The 22,861-nt window shown below is 40.4% G+C and carries 20 protein-coding genes; 5 read left to right on the forward strand and 15 right to left on the reverse strand.

What is annotated here, in order from left to right:
- The first annotated feature begins 15 nt into the window (after nt 1-15).
- Nucleotides 16-1,581, forward strand: a complete 1,566-nt coding sequence (gene tnpC, locus NQ505_RS18255) for an IS66 family transposase (RefSeq protein WP_254009005.1) — start codon at nt 16-18, stop codon at nt 1,579-1,581.
- Between the two features lie 345 nt (nt 1,582-1,926).
- Here the strand turns inward: tnpC and dapA are convergent, their stop codons facing one another.
- Together dapA and ligA are read right to left on the reverse strand one after the other, a co-directional pair.
- Complete coding sequence (gene dapA / locus NQ505_RS18260) at nt 1,927-2,820, reverse strand: 4-hydroxy-tetrahydrodipicolinate synthase (protein WP_004303039.1); 894 nt, start codon at nt 2,818-2,820, stop codon at nt 1,927-1,929.
- Between the two features lie 59 nt (nt 2,821-2,879).
- Complete coding sequence (gene ligA / locus NQ505_RS18265; protein WP_008998608.1) at nt 2,880-4,880, reverse strand: NAD-dependent DNA ligase LigA; 2,001 nt, start codon at nt 4,878-4,880, stop codon at nt 2,880-2,882.
- Nucleotides 4,881-4,955: 75 nt separating this feature from the next.
- Here ligA and trmD point away from each other — a divergent pair, with 75 nt between their 5' ends.
- Entirely contained in the window at nt 4,956-5,633 is a 678-nt protein-coding gene (trmD, locus tag NQ505_RS18270; protein ID WP_004295953.1) for a tRNA (guanosine(37)-N1)-methyltransferase TrmD, read from the forward strand.
- Between the two features lie 216 nt (nt 5,634-5,849).
- Here trmD and NQ505_RS18275 read toward each other — a convergent pair whose 3' ends face one another.
- From NQ505_RS18275 to NQ505_RS18295, 5 genes are all read right to left on the reverse strand, one after another.
- The gene (locus NQ505_RS18275; protein ID WP_008998609.1) at nt 5,850-6,761 is read right to left on the reverse strand and encodes a dihydroorotate dehydrogenase; all 912 of its coding nucleotides are present in this window, start codon (nt 6,759-6,761) and stop codon (nt 5,850-5,852) included.
- On the reverse strand, nt 6,749-7,525 hold the full coding sequence (locus tag NQ505_RS18280; protein ID WP_004295951.1) for a dihydroorotate dehydrogenase electron transfer subunit: 777 nt from the start codon (nt 7,523-7,525) through the stop codon (nt 6,749-6,751). Before NQ505_RS18280 ends, NQ505_RS18275 begins: the two co-directional genes overlap by 13 nt.
- A 76-nt stretch (nt 7,526-7,601) precedes the next feature.
- A complete protein-coding gene (locus tag NQ505_RS18285; RefSeq protein ID WP_004295950.1) occupies nt 7,602-8,072 on the reverse strand; it encodes a helix-turn-helix domain-containing protein in 471 nt (156 codons plus the stop codon).
- Between the two features lie 1,210 nt (nt 8,073-9,282).
- The gene (gene holA / locus NQ505_RS18290; RefSeq protein ID WP_004303045.1) at nt 9,283-10,302 is read right to left on the reverse strand and encodes a DNA polymerase III subunit delta; all 1,020 of its coding nucleotides are present in this window, start codon (nt 10,300-10,302) and stop codon (nt 9,283-9,285) included.
- A gap of 23 nt (nt 10,303-10,325) precedes the next feature.
- On the reverse strand, nt 10,326-11,102 hold the full coding sequence (locus tag NQ505_RS18295) for an AMP nucleosidase (protein WP_004303046.1): 777 nt from the start codon (nt 11,100-11,102) through the stop codon (nt 10,326-10,328).
- A 63-nt stretch (nt 11,103-11,165) separates the two neighbouring features.
- Here NQ505_RS18295 and NQ505_RS18300 point away from each other — a divergent pair, with 63 nt between their 5' ends.
- Nucleotides 11,166-11,615: a type I restriction enzyme HsdR N-terminal domain-containing protein gene (locus tag NQ505_RS18300; protein WP_008998611.1), complete on the forward strand. Its 450-nt coding sequence runs from the start codon at nt 11,166-11,168 to the stop codon at nt 11,613-11,615.
- 168 nt (nt 11,616-11,783) lie between these two features.
- Here NQ505_RS18300 and NQ505_RS18305 read toward each other — a convergent pair whose 3' ends face one another.
- The 5 genes from NQ505_RS18305 to NQ505_RS18325 all read right to left on the reverse strand — a co-directional run bounded on the left by NQ505_RS18305 (nt 11,784) and on the right by NQ505_RS18325 (nt 19,650).
- Entirely contained in the window at nt 11,784-14,939 is a 3,156-nt protein-coding gene (locus NQ505_RS18305; RefSeq protein ID WP_008998612.1) for an efflux RND transporter permease subunit, read from the reverse strand.
- Nucleotides 14,940-14,993: 54 nt separating this feature from the next.
- The gene (locus tag NQ505_RS18310) at nt 14,994-16,127 is read right to left on the reverse strand and encodes an efflux RND transporter periplasmic adaptor subunit (RefSeq protein ID WP_032853446.1); all 1,134 of its coding nucleotides are present in this window, start codon (nt 16,125-16,127) and stop codon (nt 14,994-14,996) included.
- A gap of 33 nt (nt 16,128-16,160) precedes the next feature.
- The gene (locus NQ505_RS18315) at nt 16,161-17,558 is read right to left on the reverse strand and encodes an efflux transporter outer membrane subunit (protein WP_008998614.1); all 1,398 of its coding nucleotides are present in this window, start codon (nt 17,556-17,558) and stop codon (nt 16,161-16,163) included.
- A gap of 161 nt (nt 17,559-17,719) precedes the next feature.
- Nucleotides 17,720-18,550, reverse strand: a complete 831-nt coding sequence (locus NQ505_RS18320; protein WP_004295942.1) for a zinc ribbon domain-containing protein — start codon at nt 18,548-18,550, stop codon at nt 17,720-17,722.
- Between the two features lie 5 nt (nt 18,551-18,555).
- On the reverse strand, nt 18,556-19,650 hold the full coding sequence (locus NQ505_RS18325; protein WP_008647557.1) for a Nif3-like dinuclear metal center hexameric protein: 1,095 nt from the start codon (nt 19,648-19,650) through the stop codon (nt 18,556-18,558).
- Nucleotides 19,651-19,928: 278 nt separating this feature from the next.
- Here NQ505_RS18325 and NQ505_RS18330 point away from each other — a divergent pair, with 278 nt between their 5' ends.
- Nucleotides 19,929-20,432, forward strand: coding sequence for an RNA polymerase sigma factor (locus NQ505_RS18330; RefSeq protein ID WP_004303051.1), 504 nt, complete (start codon nt 19,929-19,931; stop codon nt 20,430-20,432).
- Between the two features lie 232 nt (nt 20,433-20,664).
- A complete protein-coding gene (locus NQ505_RS18335) occupies nt 20,665-21,078 on the forward strand; it encodes a DUF4891 domain-containing protein (protein WP_008998615.1) in 414 nt (137 codons plus the stop codon).
- Between the two features lie 19 nt (nt 21,079-21,097).
- Here the strand turns inward: NQ505_RS18335 and NQ505_RS18340 are convergent, their stop codons facing one another.
- From NQ505_RS18340 to NQ505_RS18350, 3 genes are read right to left on the reverse strand one after another with little or no spacing between them, the layout of a single operon-like run.
- Entirely contained in the window at nt 21,098-21,394 is a 297-nt protein-coding gene (locus tag NQ505_RS18340; protein ID WP_004308920.1) for a hypothetical protein, read from the reverse strand.
- Nucleotides 21,391-22,185: an ABC transporter permease gene (locus tag NQ505_RS18345; RefSeq protein ID WP_008998616.1), complete on the reverse strand. Its 795-nt coding sequence runs from the start codon at nt 22,183-22,185 to the stop codon at nt 21,391-21,393. Before NQ505_RS18345 ends, NQ505_RS18340 begins: the two co-directional genes overlap by 4 nt.
- Before the next feature lie 47 nt (nt 22,186-22,232).
- On the reverse strand, nt 22,233-22,853 hold the full coding sequence (locus NQ505_RS18350; protein WP_004308918.1) for an ATP-binding cassette domain-containing protein: 621 nt from the start codon (nt 22,851-22,853) through the stop codon (nt 22,233-22,235).
- Nucleotides 22,854-22,861: the final 8 nt, after the last annotated feature.

Genomic DNA, 22,861 nt, shown 5'->3' on the forward strand with positions numbered 1-22,861 from the left:
TTATATCTTTATGCCATGAAAAAGGATGAGATCATAGAGTTATTGAAGGAACAAATCAAGGGATTACGAGATGACAACAACAGACTCTTGGACCAAATAGATGCTTTGATAAAGGAGGTTTCTTCCCTTAAAGAGGCACTCCTTCAAAAAGGCGAATCTCTTAGCAAGCAACAGCGCCTTACTAAGGGACTCGCCAAACTTGTATCCAACACATCCGAACAACAACAGGCTCCCCAATCTGCCATATCCGAAGAAGAGCAGCAGAAGATAGAAGCGGAAAAAGCAGATAAGCGTAAAGCAAGAAAGAACAATGGGGCCAAACGTGACATGCATTATGAGATGGAGGAAGAAGAACATGTCGTTTATCCCGATGATCCCGATTTTGACATCAATAAGGCCCGGTTGTTTACCACTGTTCCCAGAATATGCGTCCGCTATGAATGTATACCCATGCGCTTCATCAAGCATGTCTACAAGATACACACCTATACGCAAGAAGGTCGCCTGTTTGAGGGAAAAACACCGGCTTCGGCCTTCTTGAATTCCAGCTATGACGGTTCATTTATTGCCGGATTGATGGAATTACGTTATATACAATCGCTACCTGTTGAAAGAATCATCAACTACTTCGAGGGTTATGGCTTTACGCTGAAGAAACCTACGGCTCATAAGTTGATAGAAAAAGCCTCAAGCCTCTTCGAAAATCTTTATAAGTGCATCCGGCAGACAGCTTTGAGTGATCCTTATAAGGCAGCCGATGAAACCTATTACAAAATACTCGTCCCGGAAAAGAACAGCAAGGGAAAAGGAGTCAGGAAGGGATACCTTTGGGTGGTTGTCGGCATAAACACCAGGATGATATACCTGCTCTATGATGACGGCTCCCGGTCTGAAAGAGTTATTCTTAACGAATTAGGCAGTTGCAAAGGTATCATACAAAGCGATGGTTACTCACCTTACCGGAAGCTCGAAAGCGATGCTTATCCCAATATCACACGCATCCCGTGCTTGCAACATATAAAACGGAAATTTATAGATTGCGGTGAGAAGGACCCGGATGCAAAAAGAATCGTGGAGCTGATAAACGCACTTTATCAAAACGAGCATAAGCATAAAATTGGGGTTGAGGGATGGACGGTAGAACAGAATCTTATGCATCGAAAAAAGTATGCACCGGACATACTCGGAGAAATAAAAGATGTGCTTGATGAAATAGAAGAACGGGGGGATTTATTACCTAAGAGCGAACTGCAGGAAGCCATTACCTATCTTCGCAATGAGTGGAATGCAGTGGTGGACATCTTTAATTATGGTGACACTTATCTGGACAACAATATGGTTGAACGGATGAACCGGTACATATCCTTATCAAGAAAAAACTCATTGTTCTTCGGCAGCCATAAGGGGGCCGAACGAGGTACCATACTCTATACGATAGCACTCACTTGTAGGATGCATAAAGTGAATTTATTTGAGTATCTCACGGATGTGATAAACAGAACAGCCGAATGGCAACCGAACACACCAATTGAAAAATACAGGGAACTGCTTCCTGACAGATGGAAAAAGACTAATGACTAAAAAGGGATCATTAGCCTTTTTATTTTAATACACTATATAGAATCGCGGAGACGCTTACAATATGTCAATAGCTAATAGAATTTCTTATCAAGCCCTCAAATAGCTATGCTTTAGATAGGCTAAAGCGTAGCTTTCCGTTTCCTAAAGCTATGCTTTAGAAAAGTGAAAAACCTGTATCGAAAAACGTAATTAATAAGAAATATACCCCTTTCATAATAGACAGCGACCGTTTTAAAATAAATCATAGGCTGATTTTAAATAAATATCCCAATGATTGAATTCAATCATTGGGATATTTATTTAAAACACTTAGATGTTTATTATGAATTCCTCGCTGAAGAAGCATCAGCATTTAATATTCAACTCATTCAAAACCTTGCGTATTGCCTCAAATGTGGTAATGCGAGTAGGAACTAGTGGCAACCGAAGTTTATTCTCGATCATACCCATGGCATTCAACATTGATTTTACTCCTGCCGGATTTCCATCAACAAACAATAAATTGAATAATTCCGTGAATCGATGGTGAATGGTTAATGCATTGGCAAAGTCTCCTTGAAGCGCCAGGCGCGTCATACGGCTAAATTCACGAGGAAAAGCATTACCGATTACTGAAATCACACCAACGGCTCCCAATGTAATAAGCGGAAAGGTTATACCATCATCTCCGGAGATTACATTGAAATTTTCCGGTTTATTTTTAATAATATCATCCATTTGCGTAATATTGCCGGATGCTTCTTTGATAGCAACTACATTCTTAAAATCACGGGCAATCCGCAAAGTAGTTTCAGCAGTCATATTTACCCCCGTACGTCCCGGAACATTATACAATACGATGGGGAGCTCCGTAGCTTCCGCAATCGCTTTATAATGCTGATAAATACCTTCTTGAGAAGGTTTATTATAATACGGCACAACAGACAATATGGCATCAACTCCTGTGAAATCATCATTTTTCAATGTTTCTACAATAGCACGAGTATTATTACCACCTACACCCAACAGAATAGGAATTCTTCCGTTAACGCGGTCAATTACCATCTTTTTTATAGTTTTCTTTTCTTCCTCGGTCAGAGTCGGTGTTTCAGCTGTAGTCCCCAGCACACACAAGAAATCCGCATTATTCTGTAATAGATAGTCCACCATACGCATCAACGCGTCATAGTCAACGCTCTCATCCTCTTTGAAAGGAGTAATCAGTGCTACCCCCATTCCTTTCAATTTAGTCTGTATCATGAGTTTTAATTATAATCTCTAATTTATTTAGCCGCAAAAGTACGAATATTTTTCTTATCTTACGATATAAGTTTCAGAAATTCGTCTTCGCTTAATATGGTTATTCCAAGTTTTTTTGCTTTTTCAAGCTTTGCAGGTCCCATATTGTCCCCAGCCAGTATAAAACTTGTTTTCGCAGAAATGCTTCCTACATTTTTCCCTCCGTTTTTCTCGATAAGCTCTTTATATTCGTCACGTGAATGATGAACAAACACACCGCTGATAACGATAGACTGTCCCGCTAACTTATCCGTATATCCGCTTAAATCTTCTTCGGTGCGATAAAGCTGCAGTCCGGCCTCTTTTAGCTTGGCAACTAACTCACGATTAGACTCATTCGCAAAATATGCAAGTATACTCTGGGCTATTTTTTCTCCGATTTCATCGATACTTACCAATTTTTCAAGATCTGCCTGTTGCAGATCATCTATATTCTCAAACGATTTTGCTATCTTTTTGGCCACAGTCTCACCAACAAAACGAATTCCCAAAGCAAAAATAACACGTTCGAAAGGAACGGTTTTGCTTTGTGCAATCCCCGTTATAATGTTCTCCGCCGATTTTTCTCCCATACGATCCAAACCTTTGATATCATCAGCTGTGAGTTTATATAAGTCAGCCGTATTTTTAATTAATCTCAAACGATAAAACATATCCACGGTTTCCGGTCCCAATCCATCAATATTCATAGCCTTTCGACTAATAAAATGCTCGATTTTGCCTTTGATTTGAGGAGGACACGCTGTTTCATTAGGGCAATAATGAGCGGCTTCCCCTTCATACCTGACTAATTTACTACCACATTCGGGACAATTGACGATGAATCGAACCTTCTCCCCAAGCATAAAACTACGTGCATCTTTATCTACTCCCGTAATCTTAGGAATAATTTCACCACCTTTTTCCACATAAACCATGTCTCCGATATGCAAATCAAGTCCTTCGATGATATCCGCATTATGTAAGGATGCACGTTTTACGACAGTTCCCGAAAGCTGTACAGGGTCCAGATTAGCTACCGGAGTGACTGCTCCGGTTCTTCCTACCTGATAGGTCACCTTATTCAATCGGGTCAATGCACGTTCTGCCTGGAATTTATAGGCAATAGCCCATCGAGGAGACTTAGCCGTAAAACCCAAATTTTTCTGTTGTCTCAAACTGTTCACCTTTAAAACAATCCCGTCTGTGGCAACCGGTAGATTTTTACGTTCTACATCCCAATAGTTGATAAATTCAAAGACCTCCTCCAATGTCTGGCACTTACGCGTCAAATCAGAGATTTTAAAGCCCCATTTTGCCGCTTCCTGAAGATTTTCATAATGTCCGTCACAAGGCAGATTATCTCCCAATAAATAATATAAATAAGCATCCAGCTTGCGAGAAGCTACAATAGAAGAATTTTGCAACTTCAATGTACCGGACGCCGCATTTCTTGGATTGGCAAAAAGCGGTTCTTCACGTGCCTCTTTTTCCCGATTCAACTCTTCAAACACTTCCCATGGCATAAGAATTTCCCCACGTATCTCAAAAGAAGCGGGATAATTATCACCATGTAATACAAGCGGGATAGAACGGATTGTTTTCACATTATCCGTCACATCATCGCCTTTTTCTCCATCTCCACGGGTGACGGCACGAACCAACTTCCCATTTTCATAGGTCAACGAAATAGAAGTACCGTCATATTTCATTTCACAACAAATCTCGAAATCCTCATTTAGCGCTTTACGGACACGATCGTAGAAGTCCGTCACTTCCGCTTCCGAATATGTATTTGCCAATGACAGCATAGGATATTTATGAGCCACTTGCGTAAAATTCTTGTTCAAGTCGCTCCCCACGCGCATAGTGGGTGAATTTTCATCTTTATATTCCGGATGTGCTTGTTCCAGATCCTGAAGTTCACGCATCTTATCGTCAAACTCTTTATCCGAGATTTCAGGAGCATTCAACACATAATAATTATAATTATGCCGATGAAGTTCGGCACGCAATTCCTCTATTTTTTCTTTTATATCCATATTTCTTCGATTGTTTAAGGCAAAAATACATGTTTATCTTTGAATATTTGTACTTTTGCGAAAAATTAAAAGATTATGCGCATTGATATTATAACAGTTTTACCCGAAATGATTGAAGGTTTCTTCAATTGTTCTATCATGAAACGAGCTCAAGATAAAGGACTTGCAGAAATACACATTCACAATTTACGTGATTACACCGAAGATAAATATCGTCGTGTCGATGATTATCCTTTTGGAGGATTTGCCGGAATGGTGATGAAAATAGAACCTATCGAACGCTGCATCAATGCTCTAAAGGCAGAACGTGACTACGATGAAGTTATCTTCACGACCCCTGACGGAGAACAATTCAACCAACCGATGGCCAACACTCTCTCTCTGGCACAGAATCTCATTATTCTTTGCGGACACTTTAAAGGCATCGATTACCGTATTCGCGAACATCTGATTACTAAAGAAATCAGTATCGGCGATTATGTATTAACAGGAGGAGAACTAGCGGCAGCAGTGATGGCAGATGCTATCGTACGTATCATTCCCGGAGTCATCTCCGATGAACAATCCGCACTTTCCGATTCTTTCCAGGATAATTTGCTGGCAGCACCTGTATATACACGACCTGCTGATTATAAAGGCTGGAAAGTTCCCGATATTCTATTATCCGGGCATGAAGCAAAGATCAAAGAATGGGAACTGCAACAGTCCCTGGAACGCACCAGAAAACTTCGTCCCGACCTATTAGGGGAGTAAAATAAAGTGTAAATAAAAACGACGGTGAAGATTACGTAAATCCTCACCGTCGTTTTTATTTTATCTTCAATCTAAAGATTCTGTCCGTAGACAATTCCTCTAAACACGAACTTCTTTTTCATCTGCCACTACCTGCCTGTTTATCCTTTCTTTATTTAAAAGAGAAATAGCATTTTTCTTGCAGACTTAATGCGAAGGGTTATTGTATGTTTTCAATTATACCTCAAGCGCACCAATTATTTCCTTTACAGACTTACATCCGTGTCTTTCCAGGTAATTATTTATACCATCTTCCACTTTAATAGTCACAGCAGGATCTATGAAATTTGCCGTACCAATTTGGATGGCCGTCGCACCTGCAAGCATGAATTCAACAGCATCTTTCCAGTCCATAATACCTCCCAATCCAATGACAGGAATATTTATCACCTTGGCAACTTGCCATACCATACGTAATGCGATAGGTTTTACGGCTGCTCCCGACATTCCGCCTGTTATAGTTGACAAAATAGGGCGTTTACGTTCCGCATCAATCGCCATACCCAGCAATGTATTGATTAATGACACGCTATCCGCACCACTTTCTTCTGCTGCACGAGCTATTTCAGTGATGTCCGTAACGTTCGGGGAGAGTTTTACGATAAGTGTCTTTTTGTAAGCTGAACGCACTGCTTTTACTACTTCTGATGCCCCTTTTGCTGACACACCAAAAGCCATACCACCTTGCTTTACATTAGGGCAAGAGATGTTTAGCTCTATAGCAGGAATTTTGTCAAGTTCATTAATGATTTCAGCTGTTTTTACATAATCTTCGATGGCAGATCCCGAAACGTTTACAATCATATTCGTTTGGATGTCTTTTATACGGGGATATATATGCTCCACAAAGTAATCAACACCCTTATTTTGCAGTCCTACAGCGTTTAACATCCCAGAAGGAGTCTCTGCCATACGCGGATAAGGGTTTCCTTCACGTTTGTGAAGAGTAGTTCCTTTTACAATAATACCACCTATTCGCGCTATATCAATGAAGTCGGAGAACTCTTCACCATATCCAAATGTACCAGATGCTGTCATCACCGGGTTTTTCATTTGTAATTCACCAATGTTTACACTTAAATCTGCCATAGTAGTTTATTTATATTAAAAACAGGACCTTCTTTACATACACACAAATGACCTTCTGTCGTATTTTCCACACAACATAAGCATGCTCCGATACCACAAGCCATTGTATTTTCCAAAGATACTTCACATTCTATCTGATTACTTTTGGCATATTTTGCCACAGCCACCATCATCGGTTTGGGACCACAAGTGTAAATCTGCTCAAATCGTACCTTATTTAATATAGAATGTTGGGTAACATATCCTTTTTCTCCATGGCTACCATCTTCCGTGGTGGTATATACCTCTCCATATTTGGCAAACTCTTCCAGCTGCAACAGATCTTTGTCGCTACGGGCACCTAACAGGAACGTAGGTTTATGGCCTTTTTTAGCCAACTGCTCACCTAAATAAAGCATAGGGGCTGTTCCGACACCTCCACCAACTAATAAGAGCTTATCAGAAGCCTCCAGAGGCATTGTATATGCATTTCCCAGTGGAAGCACTACATTTATTGTTTCACCGGGATTAACCTCTGCCAAACGTCTTGTTCCATCACCAACCAGCTGGATCAGAAACCAGACCTCATTTCGCTGTTTATCTACAAAATTAATAGAAATGGGACGCCGTAAGAATGTAGTAGGCGAACCGTCCACCCGGAGTTCGGCAAACTGCCCAGGTAACATTTCGGGCAGTAATGACTGAGAGGTCAATTTTAGCAATACATAGTTTGCATTCAATCTGATATTCTCGGTCACTGTCAGATCTAAAATAAATTTCTTCATGTATGGATATAAAAGTATAAATTCGTATTCCGGGTGCAAAGATACAGGAAATTGCTCAAACCACCGATTTTACTCTTCATTTTTCAGGTCGAAACGTCTCATAGGTATTATCATCGAAAAATATTCTTATTTCCGTGATTTTCCTGGCAGGCTTTTCTATATACCTAATCTCTTGTTTTACAATCTCTTTGGGGGCATTTTCGGCATTTCTTAACGGCGTTTCCTTGCGATTTTCCGGAAGAGTCGGTTCTTTGGACGGATTTACGGGATTCTCGTCGAATAAAGAAGGCAGATAATCGTGATTAGAAGAAGAAAAGGAAGTTCCTTCTTCAGACACCATCATTTCGCCCTTACCATAAAGCAACCATTCAAGATTTACATAGTCATACTTTTGATGAACCTTCATAACGACCTCTAAGCTGGGTTTATTCCGATCATTTAAAATATGAGAGAGAGTAGATTGTTGCACTCCAATTGTTTCAGCAAAAACTCTAGGAGGAACTTTTTCTCTTTCCATTATCATTCTGATTCTGTCTTTTATTTCCATACTACCTTCTTTTTATTACAATTGTATGTGTTATGTACCTATTTCACAAAAATACGCACTATCTCATTGATTATACAAAGGTAAATAATTAGATTCACAAAAGCAAATTACAAATATAAAAATATTAATATTACAAAAATATATCACATTATACAAATCGAATATTACGCTTGCATATAGAATAAAACGAGTTATTATAAGCATATATCTTTAGTTTAATTATATATCATAAAACACAGATATACAACCATATATATAATACAAATGAAACTCAAATAGAGACATTCACAAATATACATACCACATAGAGAAGGCTCTTATAGCACAAATTGATATAATAAACTATATAATCTTGATTTATAATAAGATAATAGAGATAAAAGTATTTGTTAATGCCTGAAAAACTACATTTGTATATAGGGTATTATTTTTGTAAATGCATAAATATATTATTGTAAATACTATCTTTTAATTACATTTGGAATTCATTCACATAAAAATACAATACATTTGTAACCACATAAATACACAAAAGTAAATATTGATAGTTGCAAAAGCAATAAAAGGAAGGGATCAACTCATACTTTACCAATGTATATTGCTATTTTTTTCTAATCATCCTTTACAATCTTCTCTAAAAAGAGAATCCTTGCAATATTTCCGTACCGATCTCCACTTATTTATTTTTTTTCAATTCTAGGAAGCTCATTTTTAGCATAAACAAATGAAATACAAACACTTACCCCTATAATTCAGATTCTATTTTTCTATTAAACTAGAAAAAATAGGCTTATAGTAATCAAAAATACTCTGGATTATCAAAATGACACTAATGGATGATTTTAGAGAAAAGAAAAAATCTCCATTCTCACTATAAAACGATACCTTTAAAATCCAAAATGCTTTTTTGATAAACTCAAGAATAAGTAAACTTTTCTCGTTTAAAAATTAAAGCTCCTATTTAAAAGAAAAAGTTTCCTTGAAGATAGATCAATACAAAATTCTAAAAATATACTTTGTGTAGTTCGTTAAATGGGGTAACTCTATAAAACTACAAAAGGAGTAAATCTATTTGTAAATAATCACTGGCATTGTGAAAGTCTTTTTTATAATGGAAGTAATTGCGGGAATACAAAAAAAGACATATACTTCCCGTTTCTATCTACGGTAAAAGTATATGTCTGATTATATAGGTAATTCTTAATCCTACTTAATGCAAAATTTTGAACACTAATTCACGAAGAATATCTCCATCTGTCATAGAACTATTTTGGACTCCTTTGGATTTTGCATCAGCATATCGTATTTCTCCAACAATCTGCATCGTCTTTACTCCGCTATATTTTCGCATTGCTGCCATATAATCCCGGGCCTGCCAAGGAGTTCTTAGTCCTAGCATATTTGCGATCCCTTGCTCTGATTTATCCGGTGCATAATAAGCCAACATTAGATTGGAGTAAAAGCTGAATAATAAAGACAGCGTCATTTGGATTGGGTTAGTTTTCGGATTTTCCTCAAAATATTTTATTATCTTATTTGCTTTTAATATATCCTTTTCCACTAAAGCACTGCGCAATTCAAAGTTATTATAATCTTTGCTTATGCCTATGTTTTTTTCTATCTGTTCAGGAGTTACGCGTTTTTGCCCGGCAGGTAAAGTGATAATCAACTTTTCAAGTTCTCCGGTCAGACGACTCAAATCTGAACCTACAAAATCAGCAAGCATAACAGTTGCTTTAGGTTCCATATCAACTCCTTTCCGTTTCATATATGAAGCTATAAAACCGGGAAGTTGTGCATCCTTTATTTTTTTAGATTCAAACAGTACACCAACTTTGTCCACCTCGGCAGCCAGCTTCTTTCTACGATCCAACGTTCCATGCTTATGGCATATCACTAAAATGGTGGAAAGCAAAGGCTTTTGAAGATAATACGACAACTCTTCCATATTACGTACCGCCTGTGCTTCCTTAACTACTACTACTTGGTGTTCCGACATCATGGGATAACGCTTTGCAGCATTTATAATCGTTGCCACATCCACATCAGCCCCATACACAACAGTCAGGTTGAATTCTTTTTCCGTCTCACTCAACACATTATCCGTTATGTAATCTGCAATCAAGTCGATATAATACGACTCTTCTCCCATCAGGTAATAGATAGGGCGATACTGCTTTGCTCTCAATTCCTTGAGGATGTCATCACAGGTCAGTTCTTGTTTTGCCATATATAATTTTCAGAAAGACCGGATTACCAGTCGAATTTCAAGTGTTTAACAGTTTTCTTTTCATCAATAATCATGCGCAAAGAAGCAATACCAATTTCAACATGCTCTTCTACATAATTTCTGGTAACCAAATTATCACTTCTATCTGTTTTTACTCCGTCGGGGGTCATTGGCTGATCGGACACTAATAATAATGCGCCGGTAGGAATATGATTGGCAAAGCCACAACTGAACAAAGTTGCAGTTTCCATATCAACTGCCATAGCCCGGGTCTTTTTCAGATATTCTTTGAATACATCATCATGTTCCCAGATACGGCGGTTGGTGGTATATACGGTACCAGTCCAATAGTCACGGCCTTTGTCACGGATGGATGAAGAAACGGCACGCTGCAACATAAATGCAGGTAATGCAGGAACTTCGGGAGGAAAATAATCGTTAGAAGTTCCCTCTCCACGGATAGCTGCAATAGGGAGAATCAAATCGCCAAGCTGATTTTTCTTGTCGATGCCACCACATTTTCCCAAAAACAAACAAGCCTTGGGTTGAATAGCTCCCAGCAAGTCCATGATGATGGCAGCGTTAGGACTTCCCATACCAAAGTTAATCATAGTGATGCCTTCGGCAGAAGCTGAAATCATATTTGCATCCCTTCCTAAGATGGGAACATTAAACTGATTTGCGAAAATCTCGACGTACTTGTTGAAGTTAGTCAACAGAATATACTCTCCAAAATCCTCCAGGTTACGTTTTGTGTAACGGGGCAGCCAATTAGCTACGATTTCTTCTTTTGTTTTCATAATTATCTATTAAATTTGTGCTCCCAATAATGGGAACCATTATTTAACTTACAAAAATAATAAATGTTATCGTTAAACCTACCAGTATTCGACACTAAAATAAACGTACGAAACGGAAAAAATGTAATTTTCGACGTAATTCGTAAACGATATGTCGCCCTTACCCCTGAAGAATGGGTACGGCAACACTTTGTTCACTTTCTTATTGCACACAAAGGATATCCGACTGCCCTTCTGGCCAATGAAGTAATGGTAAAGTTGAACGGTACTACCAAACGATGCGACACCGTACTTTATCGGAGGGATTTATCAGCCCGGATGATTGTGGAATATAAAGCACCACATATCGAAATCACACAGGCTGTTTTCGATCAGATCACCCGGTATAATATGGTATTGAAGGTCGATTATCTGATTGTCAGCAACGGAATGCAACATTATTGTTGCCGGATGGACTATGAAAATCAGACTTATACATTCCTCCAGGATATTCCTGATTACCATTCTTTATAAAATAATCTGTGCTGTATTCGCCTTAAAAAAACAGCCTTACCAACGAGAATAAAATAGCGTCACTATCCCCTCAAGATAGTGACGCTATTTGCCTACTATAGTGACACCATCCCGAACAGATAGCGTCACTATACCAACTACCCTTCCAGACAGTCCTCAAACAGCTTTTTATTTTTGCATTGCAGCATCTTTCCCACCATCCTCATTTCCTTTCTTTTTGCTGAATCGCTCTTGTAATTTCTGCATAAATTCGTAGAAATTAGGAATATAAATGGTAGCCAATAAAGTGTTCATGGCCATACCAAATACCACAGCGGCCCCCAATGCTATACGACTTTGTGCACCTGCACCGGTGGCGAATAACAAGGGCATCACTCCTAATACAAAAGCAAAAGAAGTCATCAGGATCGGACGCAAGCGGACATGTCCCGCTTCAAAGGCAGCTTCCCGAATTGAATTACCCTCGGCACGGAAATCACGGGCAAATTCCACAATCAAAATTCCGTTCTTTGCAGAAAGTGCAACCAACAGGATTATACCGATTTGCGTATAAATACTGACTGGAGTTCCCATAATCAGACAGCCAATCATGGCACCTAATAAGGCTACCGGCAATCCGATGACGGCTGCTACCGGGCTAGTCCAACTTTCATACTGTGCAGCAAGTACCAGGAATGCAACAATTAACGCCATAATCAGAACAATGGTAGTCGTATTCCCAGCCTGGGTTTCCTGATAGGCAACGGAAGTCCATTCATACCCAAACTCATCTCCCAGCTGTTCCTTAAACAATGCTTCCACTTCTTGAATAGCCTGCCCGGTACTACTTCCCGGAGCAACATTACAAGTCAGAGAAGCAGTCGAGTACATATTATAGCGGTTAATCTGGTCCTGGCCTAACTGTTCCTCTACTTTGGTGAAAGAAGAAAAAGGCACCATCTCTCCTGCCGAATTCGGCACACTTAACTTCAAGACATCATCAATCACGCGTTGTGCCTGATCGCGCGCCTCGATCTTCACCTGGTAAATACGGCCGAATTCAACAAAATCATTCACATAAGCCGCTCCCATATAATAGCCTAATGTAGAGAAAACATCGTTCAAGGCAATTCCCATGAACTGGACTTTGTCACGGTCGATATTCAAGAAATATTGCGGAACATTTGCCTGATACTGACTGGATACAGATGCTAAAGTCGGTTTCGAATGATAAGAAGCAAGCAAGGCATTGATGGCCTGCTGCATTTCCGTCGGCCCCAGATTACGCCGGTCTTCCAACTGAAGCTGTAAACCACCGGATGCACCCAACCCCGGAATAGCCGGAGGAACCATGGCAAATACTTCCGCAGCCTGAATAGTCATATACGCTTCACCATTAAAACGGTTGACTATGGCAGCAGCCGTATGCTCCTTCCCTTTCCTCTCACTCCAGTTTTTCAGCACCACAAAATAAGTTGCAGAGTTACTCTGTTCGCCACCACCCATGATAGAAAAGCCGGAAATACCAATATAATTCTTTACTTCCGGATAAGAATCCAGAATACCGTTTATCTTTTCTCCCACTGCTTGCGTACGCTCAAGGCTGGCGGCAGGCGGAAGTTGAACAACAGCAATAAAATATCCATCATCCTCGTCCGGGATAAAAGTTGACGGCCAATGCATAAAAAGCAATAGAGCAATAACAGTCAAAGCGCCATAAGAAGCGAGAGCCATTCCCGGACGTTGAAGCAACCATTTGACAATTTTGTCATATACCCCTTGTGTCTTGTCATAAGCCTTATTGAAACCTTTGTATATAAAGAAGTTAGAAGGTTTACTCTTTTCAAGAAACAGTGCGCAAAGCGCAGGAGTCAATGTCAACGAATTGAAACCGCTCAATACGGTAGAAGCGGCAATAGTCAGCGCAAACTGCTTATACAGCTGACCTGAAATTCCACTAATCATCATTGTTGGAATAAACACGGCAAGCAATACGAGAACCACCCCGACAATCGGGCCCGTGATCTCTCCCATCGCTTTTGTCACGGCTTCACGAGGTGAGTACTGCCCAGTTTCCAATAATCTCGAAGCGTTCTCCACCACCACTATCGCATCATCCACCACAATAGCAACTGCTAAAATCAGTCCGAACAATGTTAATGTGTTGATAGAGAAACCAAATGCCGCCATTACGGCAAATGTACCGATCAACGATACCGGGATAGTAATACAAGGAATAATCACTGCCCGCCAATTCTGCAGGAACAAGAAAATAACGAGTATCACCAGCAAAGTTGTTTCAAAGAAAGTAACCATCACTTCATCAATGGAAGCATGGATAACATCAGTCGTATCCAAAGTGACATTATAGGCCACTCCTGACGGGAAACTTTCTGCAAGTTCTTCCATCTTAGCTTTCACTCCTTTTGAAACATCCAGCGAATTGGAACCCGGTTGCTGGTAAATAGCAATAGCAGCCGTAGGTTTTCCATTCAATCGCGACACTACACTGTATGAAGCAGACCCCAAATCAATGCGTGCAATATCTTTCAGACGAAGCATCGCCCCGTCCTGCTCACGGCGGATAATAATATTCCCGAACTGTTCTGGAGATTTCAATCGTCCCTGAACATTCAACGTATACTGAAAAGCATTATTATTATCCTGTCCGATAGGCTGACCGATATATCCGGCAGATACTTCCACATTCTGCGACTGGATGGATTGATAGACTTGCTGCGGTGAAATATTCCGTATACGCATAGCCTCCGGATCGAGCCAGATGCGCATCGAATAATCCCCTGCTCCCATCACATTCACAGCACCCACTCCGGGCACACGTGTCAACTGGTCCACTAAATTCAATTTGGCATAATTAGTCAGATACAGGCTGTTGTACACAGAGTCCTGCGAAGTCATTGTCAAAAACATCACAATGTTTGAAGATTGTTTCTGCACAGTGACCCCTTGCACCACCACCGGTTCCGGCAGCGATGATTGTGCGATACTTACCCTGTTTTGTACCTGCACAGTTGCCATATCGATGTCCGTACCAACAGCGAATGTAATAGTCAGAGAATATGCTCCCGAAGATGAAGAATTGGAAGACATATAAAGCATGCCGTCTACACCATTCACCTGCTGTTCGATAGGAATACCCACTGTTTGAGCAACAGTTTCAGCATTTGCCCCGGGATAAACGGCAGAGACCTGCACCGTTGGCGGTGTGATCTCCGGAAATTGCGCCACAGGCAATATATTGAGTGTGACCAGACCGGCTACTACAATAAGCAGGGCAAGGACAGTAGCAAATATCGGTCGGTTGATAAAAAACTTAGAAAACATAATGTATAGGTTTAAAAGATTTCATTTGTTAATCAATCAGTTATCCAAAAGACCTTATTTCCCTCTTTTAGGGAGGGAATCAGGAAGTGGCTTTACTTTCATTCCGTCTCTGACTTTCATCAAAGCCTCCGTGACATACTGTTCCTGCGGGGAAAGTCCCCCCAATACCTGCCGTAAAGTGCCGTCGACCAACTGCCCTATTTCAATATGCCGGTAATGAACTATATTCGAATCATTTACAATATATAAGTATTTGCCTAACTGGTCAGTTCCGATAGAACCCTCTTTCACTAACATGGCATTTTTAGCTTCTCCATAAGGTAAAGTTATACTTACATATAATCCGCTCTTCAATATCCCTTTCGGATTATCAAAATTGGCACGAACCATCAGTGTTCCTGTATTCACATCTACATTTGGTGAAAGATAATCGAGCGTAGCCGGATAACTTTCAGTTCCCCCCTTTCCCAGTTGAACCATTATTTTTTTAGGAAGATCAGTCGGTAACTGCTGAGTATCCATAGTCATTGCCAACCATTGATTATCAGCAACATTAAAGTAAGCATACATCTGATTATCCTTATAAATAGTAGCCAATGTGACTGGTTGCAACGAACCGCCTACATAACTTCCTATATCTACAGTCGCCTTACTGATGGTGCCGTCAAACGGTGCACGGACATAACAATATCCCAAGTTTGTACGGGCGGTGCTCAAAGCTGCTTCCGCGTTGCTGACAGCTGCAACACCCTCTTTCACAGAAGATTCAGCCTGAAGTACCTGTATCTGACTGACCGCATCACTCTTTACAGCCTCTTTCATACGGCTATAATTATTACGAGCATATTCCAATTGCGCTTGGGTAGTTTTCAGTTCTGCTTCTGCTTGCTCCACCTGATCTTTATATAAGGTTGGTTCGATGACAAACAACAGTTGCCCCTGTTTCACCCGTCCACCTGCGACATAAGAGGTAGACTGCAAGGTTCCGTTCACCCTGGCTACAAGATTCACCGTCTTTTCTGTTGTCAGATAACCCGGATAATCTTTCGTCAAAGTAATATCCTCCACTATGGGTTTGGTCACACTAATTTCCGGAGTTGGCATACCTCCCATCGCTCCTGTACTTTTCTTCTCCTTGCAACCCGTCAATATAGGCAGTGCAAGAAAGATATACATCAGTTTTTTCATATCTGTTAGGTTATATATTTTATAGATTGATTTTTATTCTCTCCAACCACCCCCTAAAGCCTTGTAGAGGGCTATCAGTTGCAAAAGCGAACTACCTTGTGCCTGTACCAGCTGATTCTCATAAGATAACAGAGAACGTTGTGCATCAAGTACGTTTTGGAAAGGCGAAAGTCCCTGTTTATAAAGTTCCAGTGAAAGTTTCAATGTCTCAATTCCTTGATTGCGTACTTCCCGCAGGGCTACAATCTGTTTGATTGAATTCCGGTAGGAATTCATAGCATTGTCCGTTTCCTGTACGGCAGTTAAAACCGTCTGATTAAACTGGTTGATTGCTTCATCCAGTTGCGCTTTTGCCAGCCGGGTTGCATTCACCAGCTGTCCTCCATTGAAAATAGTCCAGTTCAATGACGGAGCAATTTCATAAGTCATACTTTTACTTTTGGTGAGATCCTTCAGGTCACGGGCGGCATATCCAAATGAACCTTTCAAGAAAACTTTCGGCAACCAATCCGCTTTCGAAGCTCCGAGCAATGCTGCCTGCGCATTTACGCTCAATTCCGCACTTCGTACATCAGGCCGTCGCAGTAATAAATCGACAGGCATTCCCACTCCGATAGGTTCCATATAATCGGGCAATGTGCCACTGGATTCAAGAACAGGACGAATGTCCTGGGGATACATTCCCAATAAGACAGCCAATGTTGTGATATACTGATTGATACCCGCTTCCAACTGAGGAATGGAGGCTTTTGTGCTATATAATACAGACTTGGCCTGTGCCACATCGAGTTTAGCAACCAGCCCGGTATTATAGCGTACTTCCGTGATTTTCAGGACTTCTTCCTGCGAAGCAGTGTTTTTCTTCACCACTTCAAGCTCTTGTTGCAACTCCCTTAGATTGATATAAGCCGAGGCTACTTCTGCAGCTAATGAGACCATGACTCCTGTGTATTCTTCCTTGCTGGCGGCAAAATTCTCTTTCTGCGCTTTTACCCGTTTCCGGATACTGCCAAAAATATCAAGCTCCCAGCTCATGCTTAGCGAAGCATCATAATAATGATCGGTTGTTTGGGGCAGTGAACTTGTATTTCCACTGGTTTCCTGACGGGTCCATCCTGCATTCAATCCGATGGAAGGAAAAAAGTTACTGCGTTCTATCCAAAGATTGGCACGAGCGGCAGCTATACGGTTGATTGCCATGGCAACGGAGTAATTACGATCTACTGCCAGAGCTATCAAAGAGTCCAGTTTGGTGTCTTGGAATGACTTCCACCAATGGTCATCCACTGGAAGTATCTGTTGAAATACTTCCCCGCTCTCTTCCCAATCTTGAGGAAGCGGAGCTTTCAAATAACGGTTTGCGGTCTGTCCAACCGCGGTCACAGTTGAAAGAAACATAAGGAGCGATGTGCCCCACACTCGTATATTCATATCAGTTCAGGTTTTTATGAAATGAAAAGATAACAACTAAAGGGTAAGTTTGTTTATCGATTCTTTTTTATACGAGCACTTGTTAAAACAAAAAAAGCCCTGCATTGCTGCAGGGCTTATTATATATCAAAAAAGTAACTTTACTTACTTCACTGCTCTTCTTATTCAGCAGTTTTTCTTCTGATAGCTCTTTTGGTAGTAGCTACCGGAGCTTCTTCCACCTTGTGTTCGATTTGTACGCCAGCCAATTCCGGGTCAATCATAATACGTCCGCAATATTCACAAACGATTACTTTCTTACGAGAACGGATATCCAGTTGTCTCTGGGGCGGAATCTTGTTAAAGCAACCACCACAAGCGTCACGCTGTACGTATACAATACCCAATCCGTTGCGAGAGTTCTTACGGATACGTTTGAAAGACTGCAATAGACGTGGTTCAATCTTAGTTTCCAAATCTTTAGCTTTGTCTCTCAATTTCTCTTCTTCCTGTTTGGTTTCAGAGATAATTTCGTCCAGTTCGCTCTTCTTCTGCTCAAGGTCTTTCAGTCTTTCGTTAAGAATCTGATCGTTCTTCGTTACTTCAGCCTCTTTTTCTTCTTTATCAGCAGAATATTCCTTAATTCTCTTTTCGCAAAGTTCGATTTCCAATGTCTGGAATTCGATTTCTTTCGTCAAGAAATCATATTCACGGTTATTGCGAACATTGTCTTGTTGTGACTTATATTTTTCTACTGAAGCCTTTGCTGTTTCAATTTCTACTCTCTTGCCGGCAATAGCAGATTTCAGTTCATCCACTTCAGCTTTGATCTTGTCGATACGGGTACTCAAACCAGCAATTTCATCTTCAAGGTCTTGCACTTCCAACGGAAGTTCACCTCTCAATGTCTTGATTTCATCAATCTTAGACAACATCGTTTGCAGTTGGAACAGTGTCTTCAGTTTCTGTTCTACCGTCAACTCATTCGGATCTTTTTTTGCTTCTCTAGCCATTTTACTTATAAATATTTTATGGGATTCGTATTTATTTTACTCAATTGGAGTGCAAAATTAGGAAATAAATCCCGGATTATGGAATAAAAAATTTCTTTTGTATATTGTTCGCTTTCGTAATGACCAATCTCTGCCATCAGAATATCACCCTCGTGGCCGAAATAATCATGATATTTGATTTCTCCCGTAATAAAGACATCCGCACCCGTCCGAATTGCCTGTGGAAGCAGGAAAGCTCCGGCACCACCACATAAGGCAACCTTCTGTATTTCTCTCCCCGTCAGTTTGTTATGACGTACACAACCCACTTCAAAGATTTTCTTGATGCGTTTCAGAAACTCGAGTTCCGTTTCCGATTCATCCAATTCACCTACAATTCCCGAACCTGCCTGCAACCAGTCATTCTGCAACGGATACAAGTCAAATGCCGGTTCCTCATAAGGATGTACAGACAATAAAGCCTTTATAACTTCCGCTTTTTTATATATAGGAAGAATGGTTTCAATCCTCACTTCATTTTCATGATGCAGTTCACCGATTGTTCCACAGAAAGGATGCGTTCCCTCTTTTGCCCGGAAGGTTCCCTCTCCTTTCAGATTGTAACTGCATGAATCATAGTTACCTATATTTCCGCATCCGGCTGCAAACAACACTTCGCGCACACTATCGGCTTGTGCATCCGGCACGAAAGTCACCAGCTTAATCAGACAGTTCTCTTTCGGTTCGAGCACTTTCAGATTCTTCAACCCTATTTTCTCTGCTATCTTATAATTAACTCCACCTTGTGCATTATCAAGATTAGTATGTGCTGAATAGATCACAATATCATTCTTTATTGCTTTCAGTATGCAGCGTTCCACGTAATCTTTGCCCGTGATAGATTTATAGCCCTTGAAAATGAGCGGATGGTGCGATATAACGAGATTGTACCCCAGCGCGATAGCTTCATCCAACACAGCTTCGGTAACGTCAAGACACAACAAAGCCCCTGTTGCTTCCGCTTCTGTCAATCCGATTTGCAGGCCGGCATTATCAAATCCGTCTTGCAATGGCAGAGGCGCGAATCGTTCAAGGGCGCTTACTATTTCCTTAATTTTCATTATTGGTAGAAAATTTGGTTGCAAAGATAATAAATAAAATAGGAATTAACATACTAAGTGATCGTTTTTTAGAGAATTTATCGTTATCCATTTTTTGAGATCCCCGTAAAAGATATAAAATACCACCCAGAAACTATCAAAAAGGACCTAAAAACTATCTGTTGATAGAAATTCCCCTAAATTACGTCTGATTCTCCCCTACCAAGGTCGACAAAATATCTTAAACTTGCATCATCAAAATTTTTACAACGAATACTCACATTTTAAAAACAACACATATGAAAAGTTTAAGCTTCAGAAAAGATTTGGTAGGAGTTCAGGAAGAATTACTACGTTTCGCATACAAACTGACAACAGACCGCGAAGAAGCAAACGATTTGCTGCAGGAAACCTCATTGAAAGCATTAGATAATGAAGATAAATATACACCCGATACAAATTTCAAAGGATGGATGTACACCATCATGCGCAATATCTTTATCAATAATTATCGTAAGGTAGTTCGCGACCAGACATTTGTTGACAAGACCGATAACCTTTATCATCTTAATTTGCCGCAAGATGCAGGGTTTGAAAGTACTGAAAGGACATACGACCTGAAAGAGATGCACCGTGTAGTCAATGCTCTTCCGAAAGAATACAGGGTTCCGTTCGCCATGCACGTTTCCGGATTCAAATACCGTGAAATTGCAGAAAAACTGAATCTTCCGTTAGGTACCGTAAAAAGTCGGATCTTCTTTACCCGTCAGAAATTACAGGAAGAACTAAAAGACTTCCGCTAAACCATAACTATATCCATATAAATTTTAGATTAAACAGTTAATTTCATTTTTCAGTTTTATCAATAGGCAAAAGGCAAAAAGAATATAAACTCTTTTTGCCTTTTGCCTGTTTTCATCGGATAAATTCGGATAAAAACCGGTTCCGGAATAAAAACTAATTATAAATTTTCGCCTAAAGCTTCCGTTATTTATTGAAATTCTGTACTTTTACTTCATCTAAATAATGAATACGATGAAAACAAATTTGACTTTACTGCTCCTGCTAGTTATGATGGTTTCTTGCCAGCCCAAGAAAAGTGATAGTATCGAAATGTCCGTAGCCGAGGCTGCAAAGATTGACAATATCGAAGATTGTGCGGCAGATACGGTCAAAGCTACCGCTATCTTCTGGATTGATAAAGTAGAAACCAAACACTGCAAAGAGTACGGTTTTCGCACAATCAAAGCTAGGGTGCTCATTCGCGAAGACGGGAAGGTTGATTTGCTGTCATTCGTCAAGAAACAATCGCCTGATGTAGAGAAGTATATACGCCATCACCTCTCTAAATTTCAAGTAACGGAAAAGATGTTTGAAGGCGGTTATGTGCAACCCGGAGAACAATTCGTGCAGCTTCGCTGCTTATGGGGAATGTTGAAAGGCAAATAATAAACACGCTAATAACCGGTTAGCTTTTGCTTTTCATTTGCACCTTATTTATCATTTGTACCTTGTTTTTCAGTGCATACCGTTCGTCTACGACTCTGTCCGTAGGGAAGAAAGTGAAAATAAGCCGCCACTCTCCTTCCTTATAGATAAATTTACGTCCACTGGCTCCACGAAGAATTGCTTCGTATTTTTCCTGCAGGAAAGCCTCGATATGTTCCGGCATTTCTGTGCCGGATGCTGAAAACTCCACTGTTATAAAGAAGTGTGGAATAGCTATTTCAGCTACTTTATGGAATATCTGGTCAATAACAGTCATTTCCTGGGTTCTTTTGTTACCTCCAGCAGTTTTCCGTATGCATCAAAAGATCGACGCGAAGCCAATGAAATAGTAATCATTAGCGATAGCATAGATGCTGTAAAAGTAATCACCATAATCATCATCTGATACTTGATAGCGACATTCGGGCTGCTTCCTCCCAGAATTTGTCCGATCATCGTGCCCGGAAGAGCCACCAATCCCATCACGGCAATGTTCGCAATCAGGGGACTAAACGATTTAATGATGGCCTGCCGGATAAATGGAGCCTGCGCTTCCTGCCTTGTTGCTCCGTTTCCCAATAAATACCGATATAGTTGCTGTTCACGTTTCAATCCACTATAATAAGTATTCAAAGCTATTACATTGCTCGACAGCATATTACCCATCAGAATTCCAAATATTGGAATAAAGTATTGGGCGCTAAATATATTATCCAGTTGGAGAACAATACCGATAAAATAGATGCCTACCAATACAACACTACAAAGAAATCCTACCGTAATAGGGATTAATAAAATACTACGTTTCAACTGAGTACGTACCAATGCGGTCTGCCCGGCCACGAATACCATAATTATCACCCAAAGAAAATTAATCCAGGGATTGTTCCATAAAAAGAGATATTTCAGATACATGCCGATAAAGAACAGCTGGATAATCATCCGTAATGTACCAATCACGGCAGGTTTCAGCAATCCCGTTTTAAATTTCCAAAGGTAAAAAAACGGAATGGCAAGCAATAGTAGCCCTATAAAGAGATTATAATATGATATATCAATCGTTCCCACAATATATTCTTAACAATTCTATCCGATTTGCGTTACAGTTCAATTAATTACAGTTCTATTAAATAATGACAGCCCGAAGCAAAGTCCTTATCATGTGATACGGCTAACACAGCCGTTCCTCTTTCCGCCTGTCGCCGGAAAAAAGACAGGACTTTACCGGTTGATCCGGCATCCAAAGCAGAAGTCGGTTCATCTATGATAATGAGAGGTTTGTTGAGCATTGCAGCCACAGCCAACATAATACGTTGGCGTTGACCACCCGATACTTCATTCACCCTCTTTGTATATAATTCGTGTTCCAGCCCCAATTCATCGAAACAAGTGAAAAGTCTTTCTTCCGAAAAAGGAACAGAACGATTCACTTTCAGTCCGAACGGGAGAGCCACCATCTCTTTGACCCATTCAAAAGGTAGTGCCAATTCTTGAGGAATCCATGCAATCTGTCTGCGGACACTATCGATAGTCGATATATCAAGCAATGTTTCCCCTACCTGTATAGATCCTTCTTTCAAAGGCACAAACCCCATTACCGCATTCAGCAACGAAGTCTTTCCACAACCGGATTGACCGACAATGCAAGCCGTTTCTCCCCTTTCCAACTTCATACTGAAACCGGAGAAAAGCACTTCCGTACCAAAAGCAATACAGGCATTATTAATATGTAACATCTATTTGT

The organism is Bacteroides sp. D2, assembly GCF_025147085.1.
Taxonomy (GTDB): Bacteria; Bacteroidota; Bacteroidia; order Bacteroidales; family Bacteroidaceae; genus Bacteroides.